Annotated in this window: 20 protein-coding genes; 11 read left to right on the forward strand and 9 right to left on the reverse strand. The window is 43.4% G+C overall.

Features of this window, described 5'->3' with window-relative positions; all coding sequences use genetic code 11:
• Both E1160_RS05500 and E1160_RS05505 read left to right on the forward strand, forming a co-directional pair.
• The coding region (locus E1160_RS05500) for a cation:proton antiporter (protein WP_155154003.1) at positions 1 to 1377 on the forward strand (1377 nt) is incomplete at its 5' end.
• 2 nt (positions 1378 to 1379) lie between these two features.
• Positions 1380 to 1997 carry a ribonuclease HII gene (locus E1160_RS05505; RefSeq protein ID WP_155154004.1) on the forward strand — a complete coding sequence of 206 codons (618 nt, stop codon included), beginning with the start codon at positions 1380 to 1382 and terminating at the stop codon, positions 1995 to 1997.
• A 9-nt stretch (positions 1998 to 2006) separates the two neighbouring features.
• On the opposite strand, the gene E1160_RS05510 is transcribed toward E1160_RS05505, so the two are convergent.
• From E1160_RS05510 to E1160_RS05525, 4 genes are all read right to left on the reverse strand, one after another.
• Positions 2007 to 2600, reverse strand: a complete 594-nt coding sequence (locus tag E1160_RS05510; protein ID WP_155154005.1) for a GNAT family N-acetyltransferase — start codon at positions 2598 to 2600, stop codon at positions 2007 to 2009.
• Between the two features lie 3 nt (positions 2601 to 2603).
• Complete coding sequence (locus E1160_RS05515) at positions 2604 to 3860, reverse strand: M16 family metallopeptidase (protein ID WP_155154006.1); 1257 nt, start codon at positions 3858 to 3860, stop codon at positions 2604 to 2606.
• Between the two features lie 32 nt (positions 3861 to 3892).
• The gene (gene thrC, locus E1160_RS05520) at positions 3893 to 5299 is read right to left on the reverse strand and encodes a threonine synthase (protein ID WP_155154007.1); all 1407 of its coding nucleotides are present in this window, start codon (positions 5297 to 5299) and stop codon (positions 3893 to 3895) included.
• An 85-nt stretch (positions 5300 to 5384) separates the two neighbouring features.
• Positions 5385 to 6884, reverse strand: a complete 1500-nt coding sequence (locus E1160_RS05525) for a carboxypeptidase M32 (RefSeq protein ID WP_155154008.1) — start codon at positions 6882 to 6884, stop codon at positions 5385 to 5387.
• A 107-nt stretch (positions 6885 to 6991) separates the two neighbouring features.
• Between E1160_RS05525 and E1160_RS05530 the strand changes: the two genes are divergently transcribed.
• Positions 6992 to 8272, forward strand: coding sequence for an O-antigen ligase family protein (locus E1160_RS05530; RefSeq protein ID WP_155154009.1), 1281 nt, complete (start codon positions 6992 to 6994; stop codon positions 8270 to 8272).
• A gap of 18 nt (positions 8273 to 8290) precedes the next feature.
• Here E1160_RS05530 and hemF read toward each other — a convergent pair whose 3' ends face one another.
• Positions 8291 to 9175 (reverse strand): oxygen-dependent coproporphyrinogen oxidase, encoded by an 885-nt coding sequence (gene hemF / locus E1160_RS05535; RefSeq protein WP_155154010.1) that lies wholly within the window; start codon positions 9173 to 9175, stop codon positions 8291 to 8293.
• Between the two features lie 89 nt (positions 9176 to 9264).
• The gene (locus E1160_RS05540) at positions 9265 to 9732 is read right to left on the reverse strand and encodes a tRNA (cytidine(34)-2'-O)-methyltransferase (RefSeq protein ID WP_328597125.1); all 468 of its coding nucleotides are present in this window, start codon (positions 9730 to 9732) and stop codon (positions 9265 to 9267) included.
• A gap of 423 nt (positions 9733 to 10155) precedes the next feature.
• On the opposite strand from E1160_RS05540, the gene petA reads away from it, so the two are divergent.
• From petA to E1160_RS05555, 3 genes are read left to right on the forward strand one after another with little or no spacing between them, the layout of a single operon-like run.
• The gene (gene petA, locus E1160_RS05545; RefSeq protein ID WP_155154011.1) at positions 10156 to 10704 is read left to right on the forward strand and encodes a ubiquinol-cytochrome c reductase iron-sulfur subunit; all 549 of its coding nucleotides are present in this window, start codon (positions 10156 to 10158) and stop codon (positions 10702 to 10704) included.
• Between the two features lie 14 nt (positions 10705 to 10718).
• The gene (locus tag E1160_RS05550) at positions 10719 to 11987 is read left to right on the forward strand and encodes a cytochrome b (RefSeq protein ID WP_155154012.1); all 1269 of its coding nucleotides are present in this window, start codon (positions 10719 to 10721) and stop codon (positions 11985 to 11987) included.
• A gap of 13 nt (positions 11988 to 12000) precedes the next feature.
• Positions 12001 to 12819: a cytochrome c1 gene (locus tag E1160_RS05555; RefSeq protein WP_155154013.1), complete on the forward strand. Its 819-nt coding sequence runs from the start codon at positions 12001 to 12003 to the stop codon at positions 12817 to 12819.
• Between the two features lie 61 nt (positions 12820 to 12880).
• Here the strand turns inward: E1160_RS05555 and E1160_RS05560 are convergent, their stop codons facing one another.
• A complete protein-coding gene (locus tag E1160_RS05560) occupies positions 12881 to 13624 on the reverse strand; it encodes a hypothetical protein (RefSeq protein WP_155154014.1) in 744 nt (247 codons plus the stop codon).
• Between the two features lie 20 nt (positions 13625 to 13644).
• Positions 13645 to 14016 carry a DUF4170 domain-containing protein gene (locus tag E1160_RS05565; protein WP_155154015.1) on the reverse strand — a complete coding sequence of 124 codons (372 nt, stop codon included), beginning with the start codon at positions 14014 to 14016 and terminating at the stop codon, positions 13645 to 13647.
• 241 nt (positions 14017 to 14257) lie between these two features.
• Between E1160_RS05565 and E1160_RS05570 the strand changes: the two genes are divergently transcribed.
• The 5 genes from E1160_RS05570 (at position 14258) to E1160_RS05590 (ending at position 18913) form a co-directional block, all read left to right on the forward strand.
• Entirely contained in the window at positions 14258 to 15208 is a 951-nt protein-coding gene (locus E1160_RS05570; RefSeq protein ID WP_155154016.1) for a DMT family transporter, read from the forward strand.
• Between the two features lie 107 nt (positions 15209 to 15315).
• Complete coding sequence (locus E1160_RS05575) at positions 15316 to 16833, forward strand: UbiD family decarboxylase (protein ID WP_155154017.1); 1518 nt, start codon at positions 15316 to 15318, stop codon at positions 16831 to 16833.
• A gap of 130 nt (positions 16834 to 16963) precedes the next feature.
• Positions 16964 to 17323 carry a hypothetical protein gene (locus E1160_RS05580; protein WP_155154018.1) on the forward strand — a complete coding sequence of 120 codons (360 nt, stop codon included), beginning with the start codon at positions 16964 to 16966 and terminating at the stop codon, positions 17321 to 17323.
• 24 nt (positions 17324 to 17347) lie between these two features.
• Entirely contained in the window at positions 17348 to 17836 is a 489-nt protein-coding gene (locus E1160_RS05585) for an ImmA/IrrE family metallo-endopeptidase (protein WP_155154019.1), read from the forward strand.
• A gap of 12 nt (positions 17837 to 17848) precedes the next feature.
• Positions 17849 to 18913, forward strand: a complete 1065-nt coding sequence (locus tag E1160_RS05590) for a beta family protein (RefSeq protein ID WP_155154020.1) — start codon at positions 17849 to 17851, stop codon at positions 18911 to 18913.
• Here E1160_RS05590 and E1160_RS17090 read toward each other — a convergent pair.
• Positions 18914 to 19398 (reverse strand): hypothetical protein (locus E1160_RS17090; protein WP_218048730.1); only part of this gene is annotated, 485 nt, incomplete at its 5' end.

Raw genomic sequence — 19398 nt, forward strand, 5'->3', positions numbered from 1 at the left:
GGTATAGTAACTTTTATGCATGGATCAATAGAACTCACCGGACTTGCCCTTGTTGCCGTTGCAGCCACATTTTGTGGAATGGCAATGGTGCGTATCAAACAACCAGCTATTATTGGGTATATTTTCGCCGGTGTCATTCTTGGGCCAAGTGGCCTTGGTTTTGTCACAGGTCGTGAAAATATTGCTTTGATGGCAGAACTTGGCGTGATCCTGCTTCTATTCTTTATTGGAATGGAATTATCCGTTCAAAGCTTCAAAAGTGTCTGGAAAGTTGCCGTTACGGCAACTCTTGCGCAGATAGGTGCAAGCTTATTGGCTGTCTGGGGATTGACCAGTTTATTTGATTGGCCGACAGAATGGGCCGTTTTATTCGGTTTCTGCCTCGCATTGAGCAGTACAGCTGTGGCTGTAAAGGTATTGCAGTCGATTGGCGAAGCCCGAACACGTGTGGGACGTATTACTGTCGCCGTACTTATCGCACAGGATTTAGCAGTTGCCCCTATGCTGGTTATCGTTGGGAATCTAACTGGCGGCTCTCTTAACTGGTTCGTCTTGATAGAGGTGGCTTTGTCTGTTGGAATCCTTATTGCAATTATCATCTATTTGACCCGTGTTCGTCGAATATCTTTACCTTTTCATAAATTGCTGGAAGGGAAAGATGATCTCGCACCTTTAGCTTCAATTGCATGGTGTTTCCTGATTGCTGCGGTGGCTGGGTTGTTTGGGTTATCTCCGGCATTTGGCGCGTTTTTAGCTGGCTTGATTGCAGGTAACAGTCAACAACGTGAATTGGTACACCATAATGCAGGCCCTATTCAGGCGATCTTGCTGATGGCCTTTTTTCTTTCGATCGGCTTACTGATTGATCTGGGTTTCTTGTGGGATAATTTGGGACTTGTCTTTGCCTTATGGCTCTTTGTCACCGTATTTAAAACAGCCATGAATGTCGGGGTTTTAAGGTTACTAGGCGAAGAATGGCAACGAGCTTTTATGGTGTCTTTGGTATTAGGGCAACTAGGGGAATTTGCTTTTGTGTTGGGTGCAGCGGCCAAAGATTCAAACCTGATCGCCTCTGATATTCATCGTTTGATTGTGGCTGTGACTGTGTTGTCGTTGATCAGTAGCCCTATTTATATTGACGCAGCAAGGCGTTTGCATGAAAAATCAAAAGATGATGCCGGATTTAGAGCGACGGTCAGGCTTATTTATATGAATGAATGGAATTTCCTGCGCCGCTTTTTGGAAGCCTTGATACATGTCTTAAAAAATTCGGTATCCTTTGCGAAAAACTACAAAGCAGCGTATCAGGGACGTAACGCCAAACGATTTACAAATGGCGGAAAATCTAAGCCTGATACTGAGACAAAGGACATCTAATCATGCCAGATTTTTCACTTGAGCAAGCCTTCCAAAAGGAGGGCTATCAGTTAGTGGCTGGTGTGGATGAAGTGGGGCGAGGACCTTGGGCGGGGCCCGTGGTGACATGTGCAGTCATCATCGATCAGGAAACATTCCCGAAGGAATTATTCGATCAACTAGATGATTCTAAGAAATTGAGCGAGAAGAAGCGCGAAGCTCTTTACGTGCAACTTCAAGAGCATGTCATCTTTGCTTATGGTGAAGCTTCTGTCGACGAAATTGATGAATTGAACATCCTTCAAGCGACATTTCTTGCGATGCGCCGTGCTGTTCAGGGTCTTTCACAACAACCTGATGCAGTTTTAGTGGATGGTAATAAAGATCCAATTCTGGGATTACCGACGCAAACGGTCGTGAAAGGGGATGGTAAAAGTCTCTCTATATCCGCAGCTTCAATTTTGGCAAAAGTTAAGCGAGACCATCTGATGAAATCACTGGCAGAGGATTATCCCCATTATGCGTGGGAGAAGAATGCGGGTTACGGAACCAAAGCTCATCAGAACGGCTTGGCAGAAAACGGTGTGACCCCTCATCATCGCAAAAGTTTTAAACCAATTGCAGCTTTACTTGAAACCTAGATCAAGAAGTTATTCATATGGATTGGGGCGGGAATCCGATTCAAGAATGGCATAGGTAACATGATCCTGCCATTGCCCATTGATACATAGATATTTACGTGCCAAGCCTTCCTCAGAAAAACCAATTTTTTCTAGCAAACGACGGCTTGCCGTATTTTCTGTTAAGCATGCGGCTTCAATGCGATGTAAATTTTGTACGTTGAATGCATAATTTAGACATAGCCCTAATGCCTCAAACATGAAGCCTTGTTGGGTAAATTCTTCGCCTAACCAATATCCCACATTGGCACTTTGAACGACACCGCGGCGAATATTGTTCATATTAACGCCGCCCATTAAAGCATCAGTTTCATTATCAATAATGAAAAAGGATGCCCCTCGGCCTGCTTCCCAATTCGCATGTAGGCTTGCGATATAATTGATATAGCCACGTTTAGTTAAAAAGCTAGCTGGTCGTTGTGGTTCCCACGGGCGCAGGAAATCAAGATTTCTAACCCGAATGTCGATCCAGTCATCCATGTCAGATTTGACAGGAGGCCTAATATGTAATCTAGGCCCCGCTAATCTGATATTTGGTACACGCTTTAGCCAAAGCTTTGACATGAATTACAATCTACCCCGGATCTGATCATAAGATTCAAGATTTGAAAGTGGCCCAATAGCTGCCAATGTTGGTGTTGTTGAAAATATCTTTGCCGCAACTTGTTGAACTTCTTCAATACTGACTGCTTCTATTTTGCGCGATAATTCTTCCATCGTCCAGAAACGATTATACGTTAACAGTTGCGTACCTAATTGGTTGGCACGTGCATCACAAGATTCCATGCCCATTAAGATGGTCGCTTTAAGCTGTGTTTTTGCACGTTCTAACTCATCAGCATTAATGCTATGACGACAATCATTCAAACTATCACAAAGGACAGGAATCAGTTCTGAAATTTCTTGTGCGCCTGTGCCTGCGTAAATTCCGAATAAGCCGCCATCGATAAAAGATTCTGAATAACTATAAACGGAATAGACGAGACCGCGTTTTTCGCGAATTTCTTCAAATAGGCGTGATGAGGAACCGCCCCCTAATAAGGTGGACAGAATTGTGGCTGGGAATTGATCCTCACTACCATAGGCAACACCATTGAAGCCTAATTTAAAATGGACTTGCTCGCTCTCTTTATCATCACGAAAGTCCCCACCTTGATAGTTTATATTCTCAATTATGGGAGTTGCTGCATCTTGTTGATTGCCAAAGTGGTCTTCTGCAAGTTTCAATAACTCTGCGTGAGAGACTGCCCCCGCCGCAACTAAAACCATATTTCTTGGTCGATAACGCGCGTCCATGAAATTGATCAGGTTGTCCCTGCTCATCTGTTGGACAGTATGCGAAGTGCCTAGGATTGGTCGACCCATAGCTTGATCTGGATAGGCGGTTTCCTGAAAGTAGTCATAAATAATATCATCAGGTGTATCGAGAGATTGTCCAATCTCTTGCTGAATTACTCCGCGTTCACGTTCAAGTTCCTCAGGGTCAAAAATCGGGTTTTGGAGAATATCGGAGAGGATATCCACTGCGAGAGGTAAATTGTCTTTAAGTACTTTTAAGAAGTAGGCTGTATTTTCACGTGCAGTATATGCATTGAAATAACCGCCAACATTTTCCACTTCTAACGCAATGTCTCGCGCCGTACGGCTTGTGGTGCCTTTGAACGCCATATGTTCAAGATAATGCGCAGCACCGTTGATTGCCGCTTCTTCTGCGCGTGCGCCTGTGCCTACCCAAACCCCAACACTCACGGATGCAAAGAATGGCATTTCTGCGGTGACGACGCGAAGGCCATTAGAAAGTGCTGAAGTTTGAACGTTGCTCATCTTATCTCTTTAATCTTCACCAAATAGTTGAATTAGTTTTGAGTGCCTGCGCGATTATGCTTTTTAATTTCTGCCTGAATTGCAGAAACAGTATTATCCAGCACAATATATTTTTCCTCACGTTCAAACAAATCTGCAAGACGTGACGGAAGAGGTGGACGGATATTCGTCGCTTGTTCCACAGCATCAGGGAATTTTGCAGGATGCGCTGTTGCCATACAAACAAGCGGAGAGGCAGGTTCAAGGCGTTGTGTCCAGCCAGCGATAATGCCAACGGCGGTATGTGGATCAACGAGTTCACCTGTGGATTGATGAATCGCGCCAATAGCCCCCAATGTTTCTTCATCAGACAAACGATGACCTGTAAATAAACGAGTTGCCAATTCCCATTTGGATGTGTCCAACGGCATTTTTCCTGTGCTGCGGAAGGTATTCATCACTTCTTCCACTTTTTCACCATCACGATCCAATAAATCAAATAGAAGACGTTCAAAGTTACTGGAAACCTGAATATCCATGGAGGGAGATAAGCTAGGTTCAACTTCCAGCATGGACATATCATTGTCTTGTAAGAAGCGAGTTAGGATATCATTGCTGTTAGAACCAACGATGAGTTGATCAACAGGCAAGCCCATTTTATGGGCAGCATAGGCCGCAAAGATATTGCCAAAGTTACCTGTTGGCACAGAGAAGGTGATTGCGCGATCTGGTGCGCCCACCAAAATACCCGCATAGAAATAATATACGATCTGAGCCATAATGCGGGCCCAGTTGATAGAATTTACCGCGGATAGATTATATTGATCACGGAAATTCATGTCATTGAACAGGGCTTTTACAATATCCTGACAGTCATCGAAACTACCACGCAAGGCGATGTTAGATACATTGCTGGATAATACGGTCGTCATCTGACGACGTTGAACATCAGAGGTGCGTTCATGTGGATGTAAGATGAAGATATCAATACAATCCCGGTCGCGACATGCTTCAATTGCTGCGGATCCGGTATCGCCGGATGTCGCGCCGACAATTAAGACACGTTCGTTACGTTTCTTTAAAACATAGTCAAACAAACGCCCCAAAAGTTGAAGAGCAACATCTTTGAAAGCCAAAGTCGGGCCATGGAAAAGCTCCATCATCCAGCTGTTGGAATCCAATTGTTTCATTGGTAATACAGCATCATGCTCAAAACCTGCATAGGCCTCTGCTACCAAGTTGGCAAAATCATCTTTTGGGATGCTGCCTTCTACAAACGGATACATGATTTTTGTCGCAAGCTCATCATAAGGCAAGCCACGCATTTCACGAATGTCATCAGCGGTAAATTGAGGCCAAGTTTCTGGAACGTAAAGGCCACCATCACGCGCCAAGCCAGAAAGTAGTACTTCATCAAAGTTAAGAGCCGGAGCTTGTCCGCGGGTAGAGATATATTGCATGAGATATCGCCAGATAGATGAAAATTAATGTTAGATGTTCTTTTAAGCGCAGATAACGGCTATCGCAAGCTTCGCTTACGAAAAATTACCCTAAATAGCGCGTTGTTAGATGATTTTTGAAAGCAGTTGGGTCTAACGCACGTCCTGTTGCCTGTTTCATGAGCTCTTGAGAACTATATCGGGATGCTTTTTGGTGAATGTTTTCGCCAAGCCAAGACATTAATGGTGCGAAGTTTCCTTTACTAATTTCGGTTTTGATTTCTGGTTTTTCTTCGTTCGCTGCCAGGAAAAGTTGTGCTGCTGACATTGCGCCTAGAGTGTAGGTCGGAAAATATCCCCAAGCGCCGTCAAACCAATGAATATCCTGCATACATCCTAATGCATGATTAGGGGGTGTTATCCCAAGCAGTTTTTCCATCCCTTCATTCCATGCAGATGGTAAATCTGTAAGTTTCATGTCGCCATTTAGGAGCGCTTGTTCTAGTTGGAAACGCAAAATGACATGAGCAGGATAGGTAACTTCGTCTGCATCGACACGAATAAATCCAGGTTCCACCCAAATTGCGTCACGATGAAGTTCATCAATACCAAATCCTTCCGTTTGCCCAAAAGCTTCCTGCAAAACAGGGGCTGCCCATTGATAGAATTCACGGGAACGACAGGCTTGCATTTCTACGATTAGAGATTGGCTTTCATGGATTGCCATGCCACGAGATTCACCAACCGGTTGTAAGGACCACTCTTTTGGTAGGCCTTTTTCATACATGGCGTGACCACATTCATGCAGAACAGCCATCAGGCCGGGACCAAATGTATCTTTTTCATAACGAACCGTAATACGTTGATCGCCACGATGACCTGTTGAAAATGGATGTGCACTTTCATCTAATCGGCCAGCGTCGAAATCGAAACCAACTGTTTCGGCGAATTTCTTAGTAATTTGGCGTTGGATGTCGACGGAAAACGGTCCTTTTGCTAAGGTTTTTTGGCCATGTTGAGATTGTTTTTCGATAACCTGAGGCAGAAACTCAGGCAAGAAGACTGCATAATCTTCAAAAATCGGTGCAATTTCTTCTGCGCGTCCATCCGGTTCATATTGATCCAATAGTGCATTATATAAGCTCAAACCAAGTTTCTCTGCTTTGGCTTCGCCGACTTGAATACTTAAATCTAAAACTTCCTGTAAGGCGGGCAGCACAGTGTTAAAGTCAGACTCCTTTTTTGCTTCTCGCCAAATTGACTCACAGTTTGAGCAAGCCTTTGAATGCGCTTCTACTAAGTCGGCGTCTAAAGCTGTTGCATGAACATAACCTCGACGCATTTCCGTTAGATTAGCTTTCTGCCACTCATTTAAATCAGATAAAGCCGTTTCTTCTGCTTGATCGAGAAGGTCTCCTATCTTTGGATCAACAGCTTTTGAATGCTCAATCACCTTTAAGGCTGCTAATTGTTCGCCGCGGGCTTCAAAGCCACCATTTGGCATCATGACAGCCATATCCCAATGCAAGACAGACATAGCTTCGCCTATTAAGGCCGTTTCACGGAAAAGATTTTCTAAAGTCTGATATGGGGAAGAAGTGTTCATAAGATGATGCCTGAAAATGTTCTATTTTATAAATGGACTAATAAGTGGAGATTGTTATAGTGCTGCGGATTTTCAATGATTTCATATTCACAGTAAAGCAGAATTCTATGGCAAATTTCACAGGACAGCCTAAACAGTTGGATGCAGATCGCTTGGACTACTGGATGGCAGGATTGTTTGGAGTAGGTATCGCCTTATCTCCTGTCAGCCGTGTTGCGATGGGAATTGTGCTTGTACCTGCTATTATTTTGCTCACATTTAGATTCCTGAGAACAACTAGTTTTCGCATGATATGGGCATATCGCCGTACGGCAATTGGGATTGGAATTGTTGCGATATTTAGTTGGTTTGCGATTACGTCGGTATTTTCAATTGATCCGGGTAAATCACTGCAAGTAACATTGCGAACATTGGCGATGATAATCGTTGCTGTGATGTTTTATCATTATGCGAAATCAAGAAAAGGACTCGCCCAGCACGGAATGAAAATAGGGCTAACTGTATTTGTTATCTGGTGTTTAATTGGTATCTATTTTATTTACTTCAATATCCCACTTTTTAAGACGGTTTTTTATGATTGGTTAGGTATTACCAATCGCTTGATTTTCTATAAGAATGACAGCGCCTTAGCTTTTGTCTTTTTAGCTGTTGCGCTATATTTCTTACTACGTTCTCAAGCGCCAAATCGTTGGATATATGCTGCGTGTATAGTGATTTTAATTCTGTTTATCTATGCAGATAATTACTCTCCGTTAAGAAACCGCTCAGCTATGGCTGGGAATGTATTGGGGCTGATCGGGGCTACATTTTTTATAATGCTTACATTTTTATCGACAATTTGGCGAAAAATTGTTGTGGCGTTATTATTTGCACTGGCGTTATTTGGCACAGCTTCGGTGATGGAGCGTTTGGCCCCGATTGAGAAGATAGGAGAGGTTCCTGCGCCTGCATTGTCCTATCCCGATCATCATCGACAAGTGATATGGTCATTTGTTTATGAAAAATTGAAGGCAAATCCGCTCCTTGGCGTTGGTATTGACGGAATTGCAAAAACAGAACATGCCAATACGAAATTGGTGTTCTTTAAAGGACAAGAATATGTTCCGGCACACCCACATAACTGGGTTTTGGAAGTTGCTGTCGAAACAGGTGTAATAGGCATCATTTTAGTTCTGCTAGTGATGGCGATATTTATACTGAATCTACAAAAATTATTCCGTCAAAAGAATATCGATAGAAAGATGATCTTTGTAATATTCTATTTCTTTTGCAGTTTTTGGATTATTTCGATGGCCGCGTTTTCTATCTGGTCAGCTTGGTGGCTTATAAGCTTCTTTATGACGTTAGCAATGATGATGGCCGTGGCAAAAGAAAAAGCGTCAGCGTAATCTGACGCTTTGAAAACCCTAAGGCCATTTCGCTTCAGGTGGTAACGACATGAGTACCGCTTCTGGATTGCCACCTGTCATCAGTCCAAAACGTGTGCCACGATCGTAAACCAAATTAAATTCTGCATATCGGCCACGTTTTACCAACTGCCATTCACGCTGTTCTTCGGTCCAGCTTTCATTGAAATGGCGGCGGACCAGCTTTGGATATATGTCGAGGAAGGTTTTGCCTACATCTTGCGTGAAGCTGAAATCTTTTGACCAGTCACCTGTATTCAAACTGTCATAGAAGATACCGCCAACACCACGCGGCTCATCCCAATGCTTGATCATGAAATATTCGTCGCACCATTTTTTAAATTTTGGATAGTAGCTACTATCATACTTGTCACAAGTCGCCTTGAAAGCATTGTGAAAATCATTGGTATCTTCATCAACTTCATACATCGGGTTCAGGTCGGCCCCTCCGCCAAACCAACTTTGTGAGGTGCAGATAAAGCGGGTATTCATATGAACAGCGGGTACAAGAGGGGAGTGATGGTGGGCAACAAGAGAAATACCAGACGCCCAAAACTGACCATCTGATTCTTCTGCGCCATTGATTTCTTTTCTAAATTGTTCAGAAAATACACCGTGGACTTTAGAGATGTTAACCCCGACCTTTTCGAAGACGCGGCCGCGCATGATAGACATTTCACCGCCACCACCATGATTGGCTTCAGAATCCGGGCGCTCCCAAGTTTTACGTTCAAAACGACCAGCCTCTTTATCAGCATTTGTCCCGCTTAGGTCATCTTCGATAGCTTCAAAAGCAGCACAAATTTGATCTCGCAAGCTTTTAAACCACTGGGATGCTTGATCTTGTTTTTCTTGAAGTTCTTGTGAAAAGGCTGCGTCAGTCATGAAGATGTTCCGAATATTATAAGTGAAGATGCACTAACTAAAATCATTCTAAGAAAAGTGCAATGTCTTTGGCAATGGCAGATAAGCTTCTATATCTGCGGGAATGATTGAGTTTGGCGCAAAGCTTCACCACATACCATTGCTGCGGATAATGCGACATTTATGGATCGCATTCCTTCTTGCATAGGGATGAGTAGTCGTCCGTCAGCTCGTTGATGGACTTCTTCCGGCACACCTGATGACGCACGTCCCACAAGTAGAGTATCGTTTTCCTGATACTGAAAGTCTGTATACCCAACGGCTCCCTTAGTGGTTAAAAGCAGCAGGCGCCCGGGTAACTGGTCAACAAAGTAGTCCCAGTTACGATGTTTGGTGAAATCGACATCATCCAGATAGTCCATGCCAGCACGACGCATCTTTTTTTCCGCCCAAACAAAACCACAAGGTTCGATAATATCAATTCCCATCCCCATACAGGCGGCAAAGCGCATCATTGTGCCCACATTCTGTGGAATGTCAGGTTGATACATAGCAAGGCGTAATTTGGTGTTGGACAAGGTTTAAATCCTTATGGCTGATTTTGTCTTTATAGTGGGACTAATGTAAAGCCCTTTCATAGGCGTTGCTTTTAGCCTCTTTCAAAGATTTTTAAAAGAAAATCAAAGATTATTATCACATTTTCGCGATCTTTTCCTTTCCAATAAGGGGCTAATCTTGTATAGGAAAACCGATAGATTCATGCCTTCCTTGAACCGGAAGGGGTGGGGGAAACGCTTGAAGCCAGCTTTTCTGCTGGTTTGTGGCGTTTTTGGCATGAGGTAGTTTATCCAGTTGTTTTGGGGAAATTTCGTATTCGAAATTCAAAACCGGATAAATGACGTAAACCGGTTCTCATATTTGAGGACTATGAAGCGGATCTGGAGACAGATTTAAACCGGCCTGGTAACAGGCCAAATTGTGATCGGAATGAGGGGACGAAAATGGCGGATACAAGCCAGAACGCGGCTCAACCGGAGGATACCTCCCGTCGCGACTTCCTGAATATCGCTGCTACAGCTACAACAGCTGTGGGTGGCGCATGCTTTGCATGGCCGTTGATCGATTCTATGAACCCGTCTGCGGACGTGTTGGCGTTGGCTTCTACGGAAGTAAACATTGATGGAATCGAAGAAGGTCAGGCTATTACATTGAAATGGCGTGGTAAGCCGGTGTTTATCAGACATCGCACAGCGGCTGAAATCGAAGAAGCAGAAGCAGTTGATGTTGCTACTTTGATTGACCCGCAAACCGACGCTGAACGTGTTCAGAAGCCTAAATGGCTTGTGATGATTGGCGTATGTACCCATTTGGGTTGTGTGCCATTGGGTCAAAAAGACGGCGAGCCAAAAGGTGATTTTGGCGGCTGGTTCTGCCCATGTCATGGTTCTCACTACGATACATCTGGTCGTATTCGTAAAGGTCCTGCACCAATTAATTTGGTGGTTCCTGAATACTCTTTCACCAGTGATTCTGTTATTAAAGTCGGATAAGGAGGGTTTATAAGATGAGTGGCGCACCTGCACCAGAATTCAAAAACCCAGTTGTACGTTGGATTGATGTACGCCTGCCGGTTTTTACATATATACATAATGAATATACAGGCTTTCCTGTACCCAAGAACCTGAACTATTTCTGGTCTTTCGGCGGGATGGCTATGATTGCCCTGATCGGAATGATTGTTTCCGGTATTATCTTGGCAATGCAATATACCCCACATGTTGATTATGCGTTTGAATCTGTTGAACGTATCATGCGCGATGTGAATTATGGCTGGTTGATCCGCTATATCCATATGAATGGCGCCTCCATGTTCTTCATTGTGGTCTATATTCATATTTTCCGTGGAATGTATTTCGGATCATACAAACAACCTCGTGAGATCATCTGGATCCTTGGTGTTATCATCTTCTTGTTGATGATGGGTACAGCCTTTATGGGTTATGTACTACCTTGGGGTCAAATGTCTTTCTGGGGTGCGACAGTAATTACCAACTTGTTCTCTGCGATCCCTGTAGTGGGTGATTTCATTGTAACATTGCTTTGGGGTGGTTTCTCCGTTGATAACCCAACATTGAACCGTTTCTTCGCGCTACATTATTTGTTGCCATTCGTTATTCTTGGTCTTGTTATCTTGCACATCATCGCGATGCATATTGCAGGTTCTAACAACCCAGATGGTATCGATCCAAAAGGTCCACAAGATACAGTTATGTTCCATCCATATATGACAGCGAAAGATTTAACAGCGATCGTTGTGTTTGTATTGGCTTGGGCATTCTTCGTATTCTATGCGCCAAACTATATGGGGCATCCAGATAACTATATCCCGGCAAATCCATTATCTACACCAGCGCATATCGTACCTGAATGGTATTTCCTACCTTTCTATGCAATCTTGCGTGCTTTCACAGAAGACAGCTTCTTGTATATCCCGATCTCTTGGTTGATGGATGCGAAGTTGGCAGGTGTATTGGCAATGTTTGCGTCTATCGCATTGTTGGCAGTGTTACCTTGGTTGGATACATCCAAAGTTCGTTCTTGCCGTTACCGTCCCGTTTATAAGTGGTTGGTAATTGTGTTCACAATCGACGTTTTATTCTTGGGTTATCTTGGTGGTAAACCAGCTGAAGGTTGGTATGTGACAGCATCTTACTGGGCGACTTTCTGGTATTTCTTACATCTGTTAGTTCTAACACCAGTTGTTGGTTGGTTTGAGCGTCCGAAGCCATTACCGGCTTCTATCTCTAAACCTGTCCTCGACGCAGCTGAATAAGGGAGCGAATATTATGCGTAAATTTATTGTTTCGCTCGCAGCAGTAGCCGCTATGGCGTTTGGTGCTGCTTCTTCCGCAAATGCTGCGGGTGGTGTTCACTCACCGCAAGAAAAATGGTCTTGGACTGGTTTTTTTGGCTCTTTCGATAAGGCCTCTGCACAACGTGGTTTCCAAGTGTATCAAGAAGTTTGTTCTGCTTGTCACGGCTTGGACTTGGTTGCATATCGTAACCTTGATGCGTTGGGTTATAACGAAGCTGAAATCAAAGCCATTGCTGCAGAAGCAACTGTGATTGATGGTCCTAATGACGAAGGTGAGATGTTTGAGCGTCCTGCGAAACCATCTGATCGTTTCGTTAGCCCGTTTGAGAATGAGAATGCAGCACGTGCTGCAAATGATGGTGCATACCCACCTGACTTCTCATTGCTTGTAAAAGCGCGTGCAACAGGTCATGGCAATATTCCATATAACTTCACACAATGGATGGCTGGTCGTGGTACCGCATCCGGTGCGGATTATGTATATGCCTTGTTGACAGGTTATGATGATACACAACCAGTTGCAGAAGGTAAGTATTGGAATGCATACTTCCCTGGTCATGCGATTTCTATGGCACCTCCACTTTCTGAAGATGCAGTAGAATATGCAGATGGCACACCTGCAACCTTAGAACAAATGTCTCGTGACATTTCCACATTCCTTGCTTGGGCGTCTGAACCTGAATTGGAACAGCGCAAAAGCATGGGCTTGATGGTTATCTTGTTCTTGGTTGTATTGCTTGGCTTGTCGATCGCTGCGAAGCGTCGTCGCTGGGCAAACGTTAAGAAGTAATCCTTCTTTACGTAACCGAATTCCGATTAAAGCGGCCTCTCAGAATTGAGAGGCCGCTTTTTTATGTCTTATCCAAATCATCGCCAGATGTGATGATTTTGTAGGGATAAGCAAAGGTGGTTTCATCACGACTGATCCGTGCCGTTATCCCACGGCGATATGCCACATTTGAAACTAGCCGAAGGATAAAATCTTCTTCGCTTTCCTTGATTTCCAGCTGTTGATGCAATCGGCTTAATAAAGAGGCCGTTGTTTCATTATCCCATTGCCTGTTTTCAGCATGGACATCAGAAATGGAAATCGCATCTGATTGATTCCCTGCAGGACAATAATGTCCGCGCTCCCCAATATAAGCATAGATTTGATTGAGTGAAGAATGATCTTCACGATCAATGCGTATGTTATTTAGTTCTGCAAAACTGTAATTCGCGGCATAAAGCTCGCTCTTATGCATAATGTTAAGCTGTGTTTCATCCAGCCATGTAATGGCAACGGAAACAATCACATCTGGGCAATGTTGCAACATCGCCGGCATAGCCCCGTATGACGTAATATGGGCCGCAAAGACCACATCAAAGTCATATAGCTTCACCTGTTCCACAGGTATCATTTGATCAGCAAGATGACCAAATTTTCGTGTAAGTTGAGAGGGCGCTTTATTAGATCCGAACGCAAGAACAGGCGTTCGATCTTGGGTCAAGGATAGATCAAAATCTTTAATATCCCCATCATGATACAGATATGAAAAACGCGGGCTATCATATGGATAGGCCCGCGCACGATGTAATTTATCTTTGATGCTCATAGAAGCGTGAAAAAGAAGGTTTACATTTTTTCGATGCGATAACGCACATAGCAGTTATCAATATCTGCCATGGAAAGTGCTTTCCATTTATCGCGTGCTTCTTCGCGAGACGCATAAGGGCCGAATTTGGTTTCCTCACCACCCTTAATGGTTTTGAAATCCGTATCGGTATATTCCCCGCCAATTACGAAATATTCACTATGAGACGCTTTTTCGATGTTGAATTTTGCATAAGCTTCATCAATGGTTTCCATGGCTTTTGCACGCCAAACCGCAACGGCTTCGTCATAATTATCAAACGGACCAAGACGGGCCAATTTATGCCCGTCAGCCATTTCTGTAAAAGTTGTATCTTGATATAGCCCGCCGACCACAAAATATTGTTCAGACATGTACTCTCTTCCTAAAGCTTGAAAGCCTAGTGTTAGTATACTGGTTGAGTATTCTAATTACTTTTCATTTATTATTTTCCTGTCTTAGCGCATCTAGGTGAAAAAGTAAATTCGCCCTAAGGCTGAAAAGATGCAGTTGCCGCGAAATCTATACTGTTGTGATATATTAAGCCTTTTCCAAATTCGGGGTTTCCTCTAGAAACAATCAAATTGAAAATTCACAGATGCGGAGTAAGCGGTCATGACAAGATGGCAGGCGAATTTATGTTTGCTGTTAGCAGCGGCAATTTGGGGATCAACCTTTGCTGTTCAACATGTGGCAATGGATAGTATTGGCCCAATGGCCTTTACGGCAATCCGTTTCTATCTGGGGGCTGTGGTTGTGGCACCCTTTGCTTGGCGTGAATGGAATTCGATCAAACATGAAGCCGCACGTGGGGAACGTGAACTGCTTTCTGGTAAAGACTGGTTTGGCTTTTCCCTAACAGGCGCCTGCCTATTCGCTGGGGCTTATATCCAACAATATGGTATCATCTATACTACGGTGACCAATGCGGGTTTCCTGACCGCCTTTTATGTGTTGCTGGTACCAGTATTAGGTGTGTTGTTATTCCGCCGCAAAGTGCATTGGTCTGTATGGCCCGCGGGTTTTGCTTGCATCGGGGGCACCGCGATTTTAAGTGGCGCCTATGGGGCCTATATATCCGGCACCGCGTTTGAGCTGAATATCGGTGATTTCTGGGTTTTGGTCTCTGCCTTCTTCTGGGCCATGCATGTATTATTGGTTGGGGTTTATGGGCAACGTGTTGGCAAACCGGCCCTCTTTGCCTTTGTCCAATTCCTGACCGTTGGTTTCATTGGCTTGATCTTCACCGTAGCAACAGAAGAAGTCACCATGGCGCAATTGACAGATTCCGCATGGATGTTGGCCTATGCCGGATTTATTTCTGTGGGCATTGGTTTTACCTGTCAGGTCTTGGGACAGAAATATACAGGGCCTGCGGATGCGGCGATCATCATTTCCATGGAAACTGTCTTTGCCGCGATGACAGGCATGGCCTTCTTGGGGGAACGTCTTTCCCCGATCGATTTTGTCGGTTGTGCGTTGATCTTATCAGCCGTCTTCCTCGTAGAATTAACACCAATGCTAACACGCGGTTGGCGTAAGCGTTGGATGAAACCTGTCGATTAATCCCGTCGATGATTATTGTAGGCGCAGGTATCCGTTGCAGATACTTGCACCTACGCATTTTCCATGTCATAGCTTCCTGACATATTTCATAAGAGTTAAAGAAGATCATGCCGTATAAAAGCCTTCGTGATTTCATGGATAAACTGGAAGAAACAGGCCGTTTGGTCCGCGTGTCCGAACCTGTTTCCACCCATTTGGAAATGACCGAAATTCAAACCCGTCTTTTGGCGGAAGAAGGACCAGCTGTCCTGTTTGAAAATCCGGTGAATGAAAAAGGCGAAAAGGCGGAAATGCCCGTTCTGGTAAACCTGTTTGGCACCGTGGAACGTGTGGCATGGGGCATGGATCGTGAACCGGACCAATTGCGCGAAGTTGGTGAAACTTTGGCCTTCTTCCGCCAACCGGAACCACCTGCCAATATCAAAGAAGCGATCGAGATGTTTCCGATGATCAAATCCGTCTTGGCGATGAAGCCAAAAACGGTGAAATCAGCGCCTTGTCAGGAAGTGGTTCTGACAGGCGATGATATTGATCTGGACCGCATTCCGATCCAAGGCTGCTGGCCGGATGAGCCTGCACCCTTGATCACATGGCCATTGGTGGTGACACAGGGACCAAATCCGAAAAACGACAAGACAGATGTGTTTAATCTGGGTATCTATCGGATGCAGAAATTGTGCAAAAATAAAACCATCATGCGGTGGTTGAAACATCGCGGTGGCGCACAACATCATCAACGTTGGAAGAATGAGAAATCCGAACCCTTGCCTGTGGCAGTGGTTCTAGGGGCTGACCCGGGCACGATTTTAGCCGCGGTGACACCTGTGCCGGATACCTTATCCGAATATCAATTTGCAGGCCTTCTACGTGGCAAAAAGGTAGAGCTGGTTGATTGTAAAACCGTGCCATTAAAAGTGCCTGCGGAAGCAGAGATCATCCTTGAAGGGCATGTATCTTTGGATGATTACGAAGATGAAGGGCCATATGGCGATCACACAGGCTATTATAACTCTGTGGAGAAATTCCCGACCTTCACCATTACTGCGATCACCATGCGCAAAAAGCCGATTTACCTTTCCACCTTCACAGGTCGTCCACCGGATGAGCCTTCTGTGTTGGGTGAAGCGTTAAACGAAGTCTTTATCCCGCTTCTGCAACAACAATTCCCTGAAATTACTGATTTCTGGTTACCACCGGAAGGCTGTAGCTATCGCATCGCCGTGATTTCCATGAAGAAAGCCTATCCGGGCCATGCCAAACGGGTGATGTTGGGCGCGTGGAGCTATCTACGCCAATTTATGTATACCAAATGGATCATTGTGGTGGATGACGATATCAATGCACGGGATTGGAAGGATGTGATGTGGGCGGTCTCCACCAAGATGGACCCGGCACGTGACATCACCGTGATTGAAAATACCCCGATTGATTATCTAGATTTCGCAAGCCCGGAACCGTCCCTTGGTTCCAAAATCGGTTTGGATGCCACGGATAAACAATATCCGGAAACCAAACGCGAATGGGGCGAAGAAATCTATATGGAAAAAGAGGTCATCGACAAAATCGACAACCTCTGGGAAAAACTCAACCTACCGGGTAGCGGTCAGAAGATTTGGAAGAAGTGATTTTACTTGATTTTTAGTTCTTATTATGTTCTATTAATGGTGTTGCATGGGTAGGGTTTTTGTAGCTCTATTTTCCTTAATGTTTATAATACTTGTCGCATTTTTTGTTTGGGACAGGCTATATGTATTTATGGGAAATAATGAATTTGGGGGAGATACATTGTCGAATGCAGAGTTGTTGCTGGGTAGTGCTGGCGTTTTAATTGCAGCCTCTGGTGTTATCTTAACAGGTGTTGCTGTGATAGTTGGTGTATTCGCTATCTTAGGGTGGAATCAAATGCAACGTGCAGCTCGAGAAGTTGCAAGAAAAGCGGCAATTGCAGAATTGAAGTCAGATGAAATTAGGCAATTGATTAATGAAAAGGTTGTGAGCGAAATTAATACAGACGAGACTAGAGAATTAATTACTAAAAAAGTTTCTTCATCTATGATGTCTAATGTTCTCGGTTTAGAACCAGATTTTGATCTTATAGATAATGATCAACCTTAGATAAATTGTTGAGTGGGTTTTGCTATGGAACTCTTAAATAGATTAAGTGCTGATGAACTCAAATTAATACAAAAATATTGTAGCGAGGTTCCTGTAAAAGTAGGTGCTTTGGCCAAAGAACTTGGGTTGAAAATTTCGGTTTCTACTTTAGAGCCTGGTTTTTCAGGTGAAATACGTCCTGACGAAGGAACCTTTTTAATCAGAATTAATAAGCATGAAGTTAAACATCGCCAAAGGTTTACGTTGGCCCATGAGATAGCACATTACTTGTTTCATCGAGATTTAATAGGTGATGGCGTCAGAGATAATGTTTTGTATCGCTCTAGTTTGACAAGTCAAGTTGAAGCAGAAGCGAATAGGTTTGCTGCTTTTTTGCTGATGCCTACAGAAAAATTAAATCTTAGATTGCAAGAGTTACAAGATTACGATAAGGATGAGAAGGCTGAAATATTGGCTGCCGAATTCGGGGTTTCTGAAACAGCCATGCGGATTAGATTGGGTTATCCTGTGTAGTATGAGTTTTTTTTGACTGATTTTTTTAATTTTCAATACATCCCAAATATTGGATTGAAGCCAGCTGAAATGTTGGCAATGAAAGAGCTGCCGAACTCTACTCTTGATAGAATGCTTCCAGTTTTTTGCTTAAAGCCATGGGCTAACTCAAAACATTTAGTTAGTTCGGTCGATAGAATAAATATGTCTGTTGGTGAACGACCATGGATTGCAGATATTGCTCGTAAAATTAAGGAACCAAAGACTGAGAGACCTGTTCATGATGAATTGAGGCAGCTTCTTGACCCCAGAGATGGTTATTCCAATTGGGTAGAGTTTGTAAGAGAGTTACCCAATGCAATCCCTTGTATTCAATTAGGAAATGATCGTGAGTTAGAGGGGCAATGTGAATCTCTAGCAAATATTGGTAGAGGGATTGTTCTGAGAATTTCTGAAAGTGTACATATATCTAATCTCCCTAGATTGATAAGAATCCTGAACATCCGCCCTGATGTGTCAAAATTAGTTATTTTTGATTTGGGTTATTTAAAACCTCGACAATATGAAACACGTGCAATTGAATTAGTAAGATATGTTAATTGTGTGTTGGATGAGTTAGGAGATAGAGTTCCAATTGTGATCTCAAATACTAGTTTTCCTATGCAGTTTGTAGATGGGATTAATGAAACAGATATTTTGGACAGGATGATTTTTAACGAAGTTTCTAAGAATACTGGATACCAAAGATTAATTTATGGAGATTGGGGGAGTTCGAGGGATTTGCCGGGAGGTGGGAACGGAGAAAAAATACCTCCTCGCATTGATTATCCAACTCAAGAAAAATGGATTTATGTTAAGGATACTGAAGGCGATTATCAAACCGCGGCTACTTCATTGATACGTGATTCTGGATATTGGGACGAAGATTTGAAGATTTGGGCTTCTCAGATGATTAAATCTACAAGATTAAATGGCAATGCCATTCATAATGCTCGAATGTGTACAGCTGTCAGAATTAATATGCATCTTCATTTACAAACGTTTTACAATGAAGGGGATGCTCGCTTTGACACTGACGATGAATGGGTGGACATTTAATTATGCAAATTCGGGTATCGGGCCGAATAAACTAGATTCGCATTCTCTAGAAAGCTCTGCAAGTTTTAAGTCATCCGGATAATTAATTTCCAAAGTATAACTTGCTTTTGCTAGTAATAAGCCTGAACGTTCTCTTAGAAGTATTTCTGGATTCCTATCGCCATTCACCATGGAAGAAATAATTTTTTGTGATGCACTAAAGTATCTCTTCTTTAAGCTATGCAAAATTTGAGCTTTTATCGTTTGCTTTGATAAGGTGCTAGCTAGATTATTTAAGCTATCTCTTGAGGTATCCGAAGTTGCTTTATTGTTTGCTTTAAGTAAGCTTAGAATCTCGTTTTTTCGTAACAAGTTACATAATAATTTTTTATTAAAGCTGTTAGACAATCGCCCCTTTTGCACTATTTTGAAATCGTTTTCTTCAAGATTCCAGAGACCAATATCTTTATCTATTAACTTCTTAATGTTTTTACGGTGTTTTTTTG

The sequence above is a fragment of the Curvivirga aplysinae genome, assembly GCF_009711445.1.
Classification (GTDB): Bacteria; Pseudomonadota; Alphaproteobacteria; order UBA8366; family Aestuariispiraceae; genus Curvivirga; species Curvivirga aplysinae.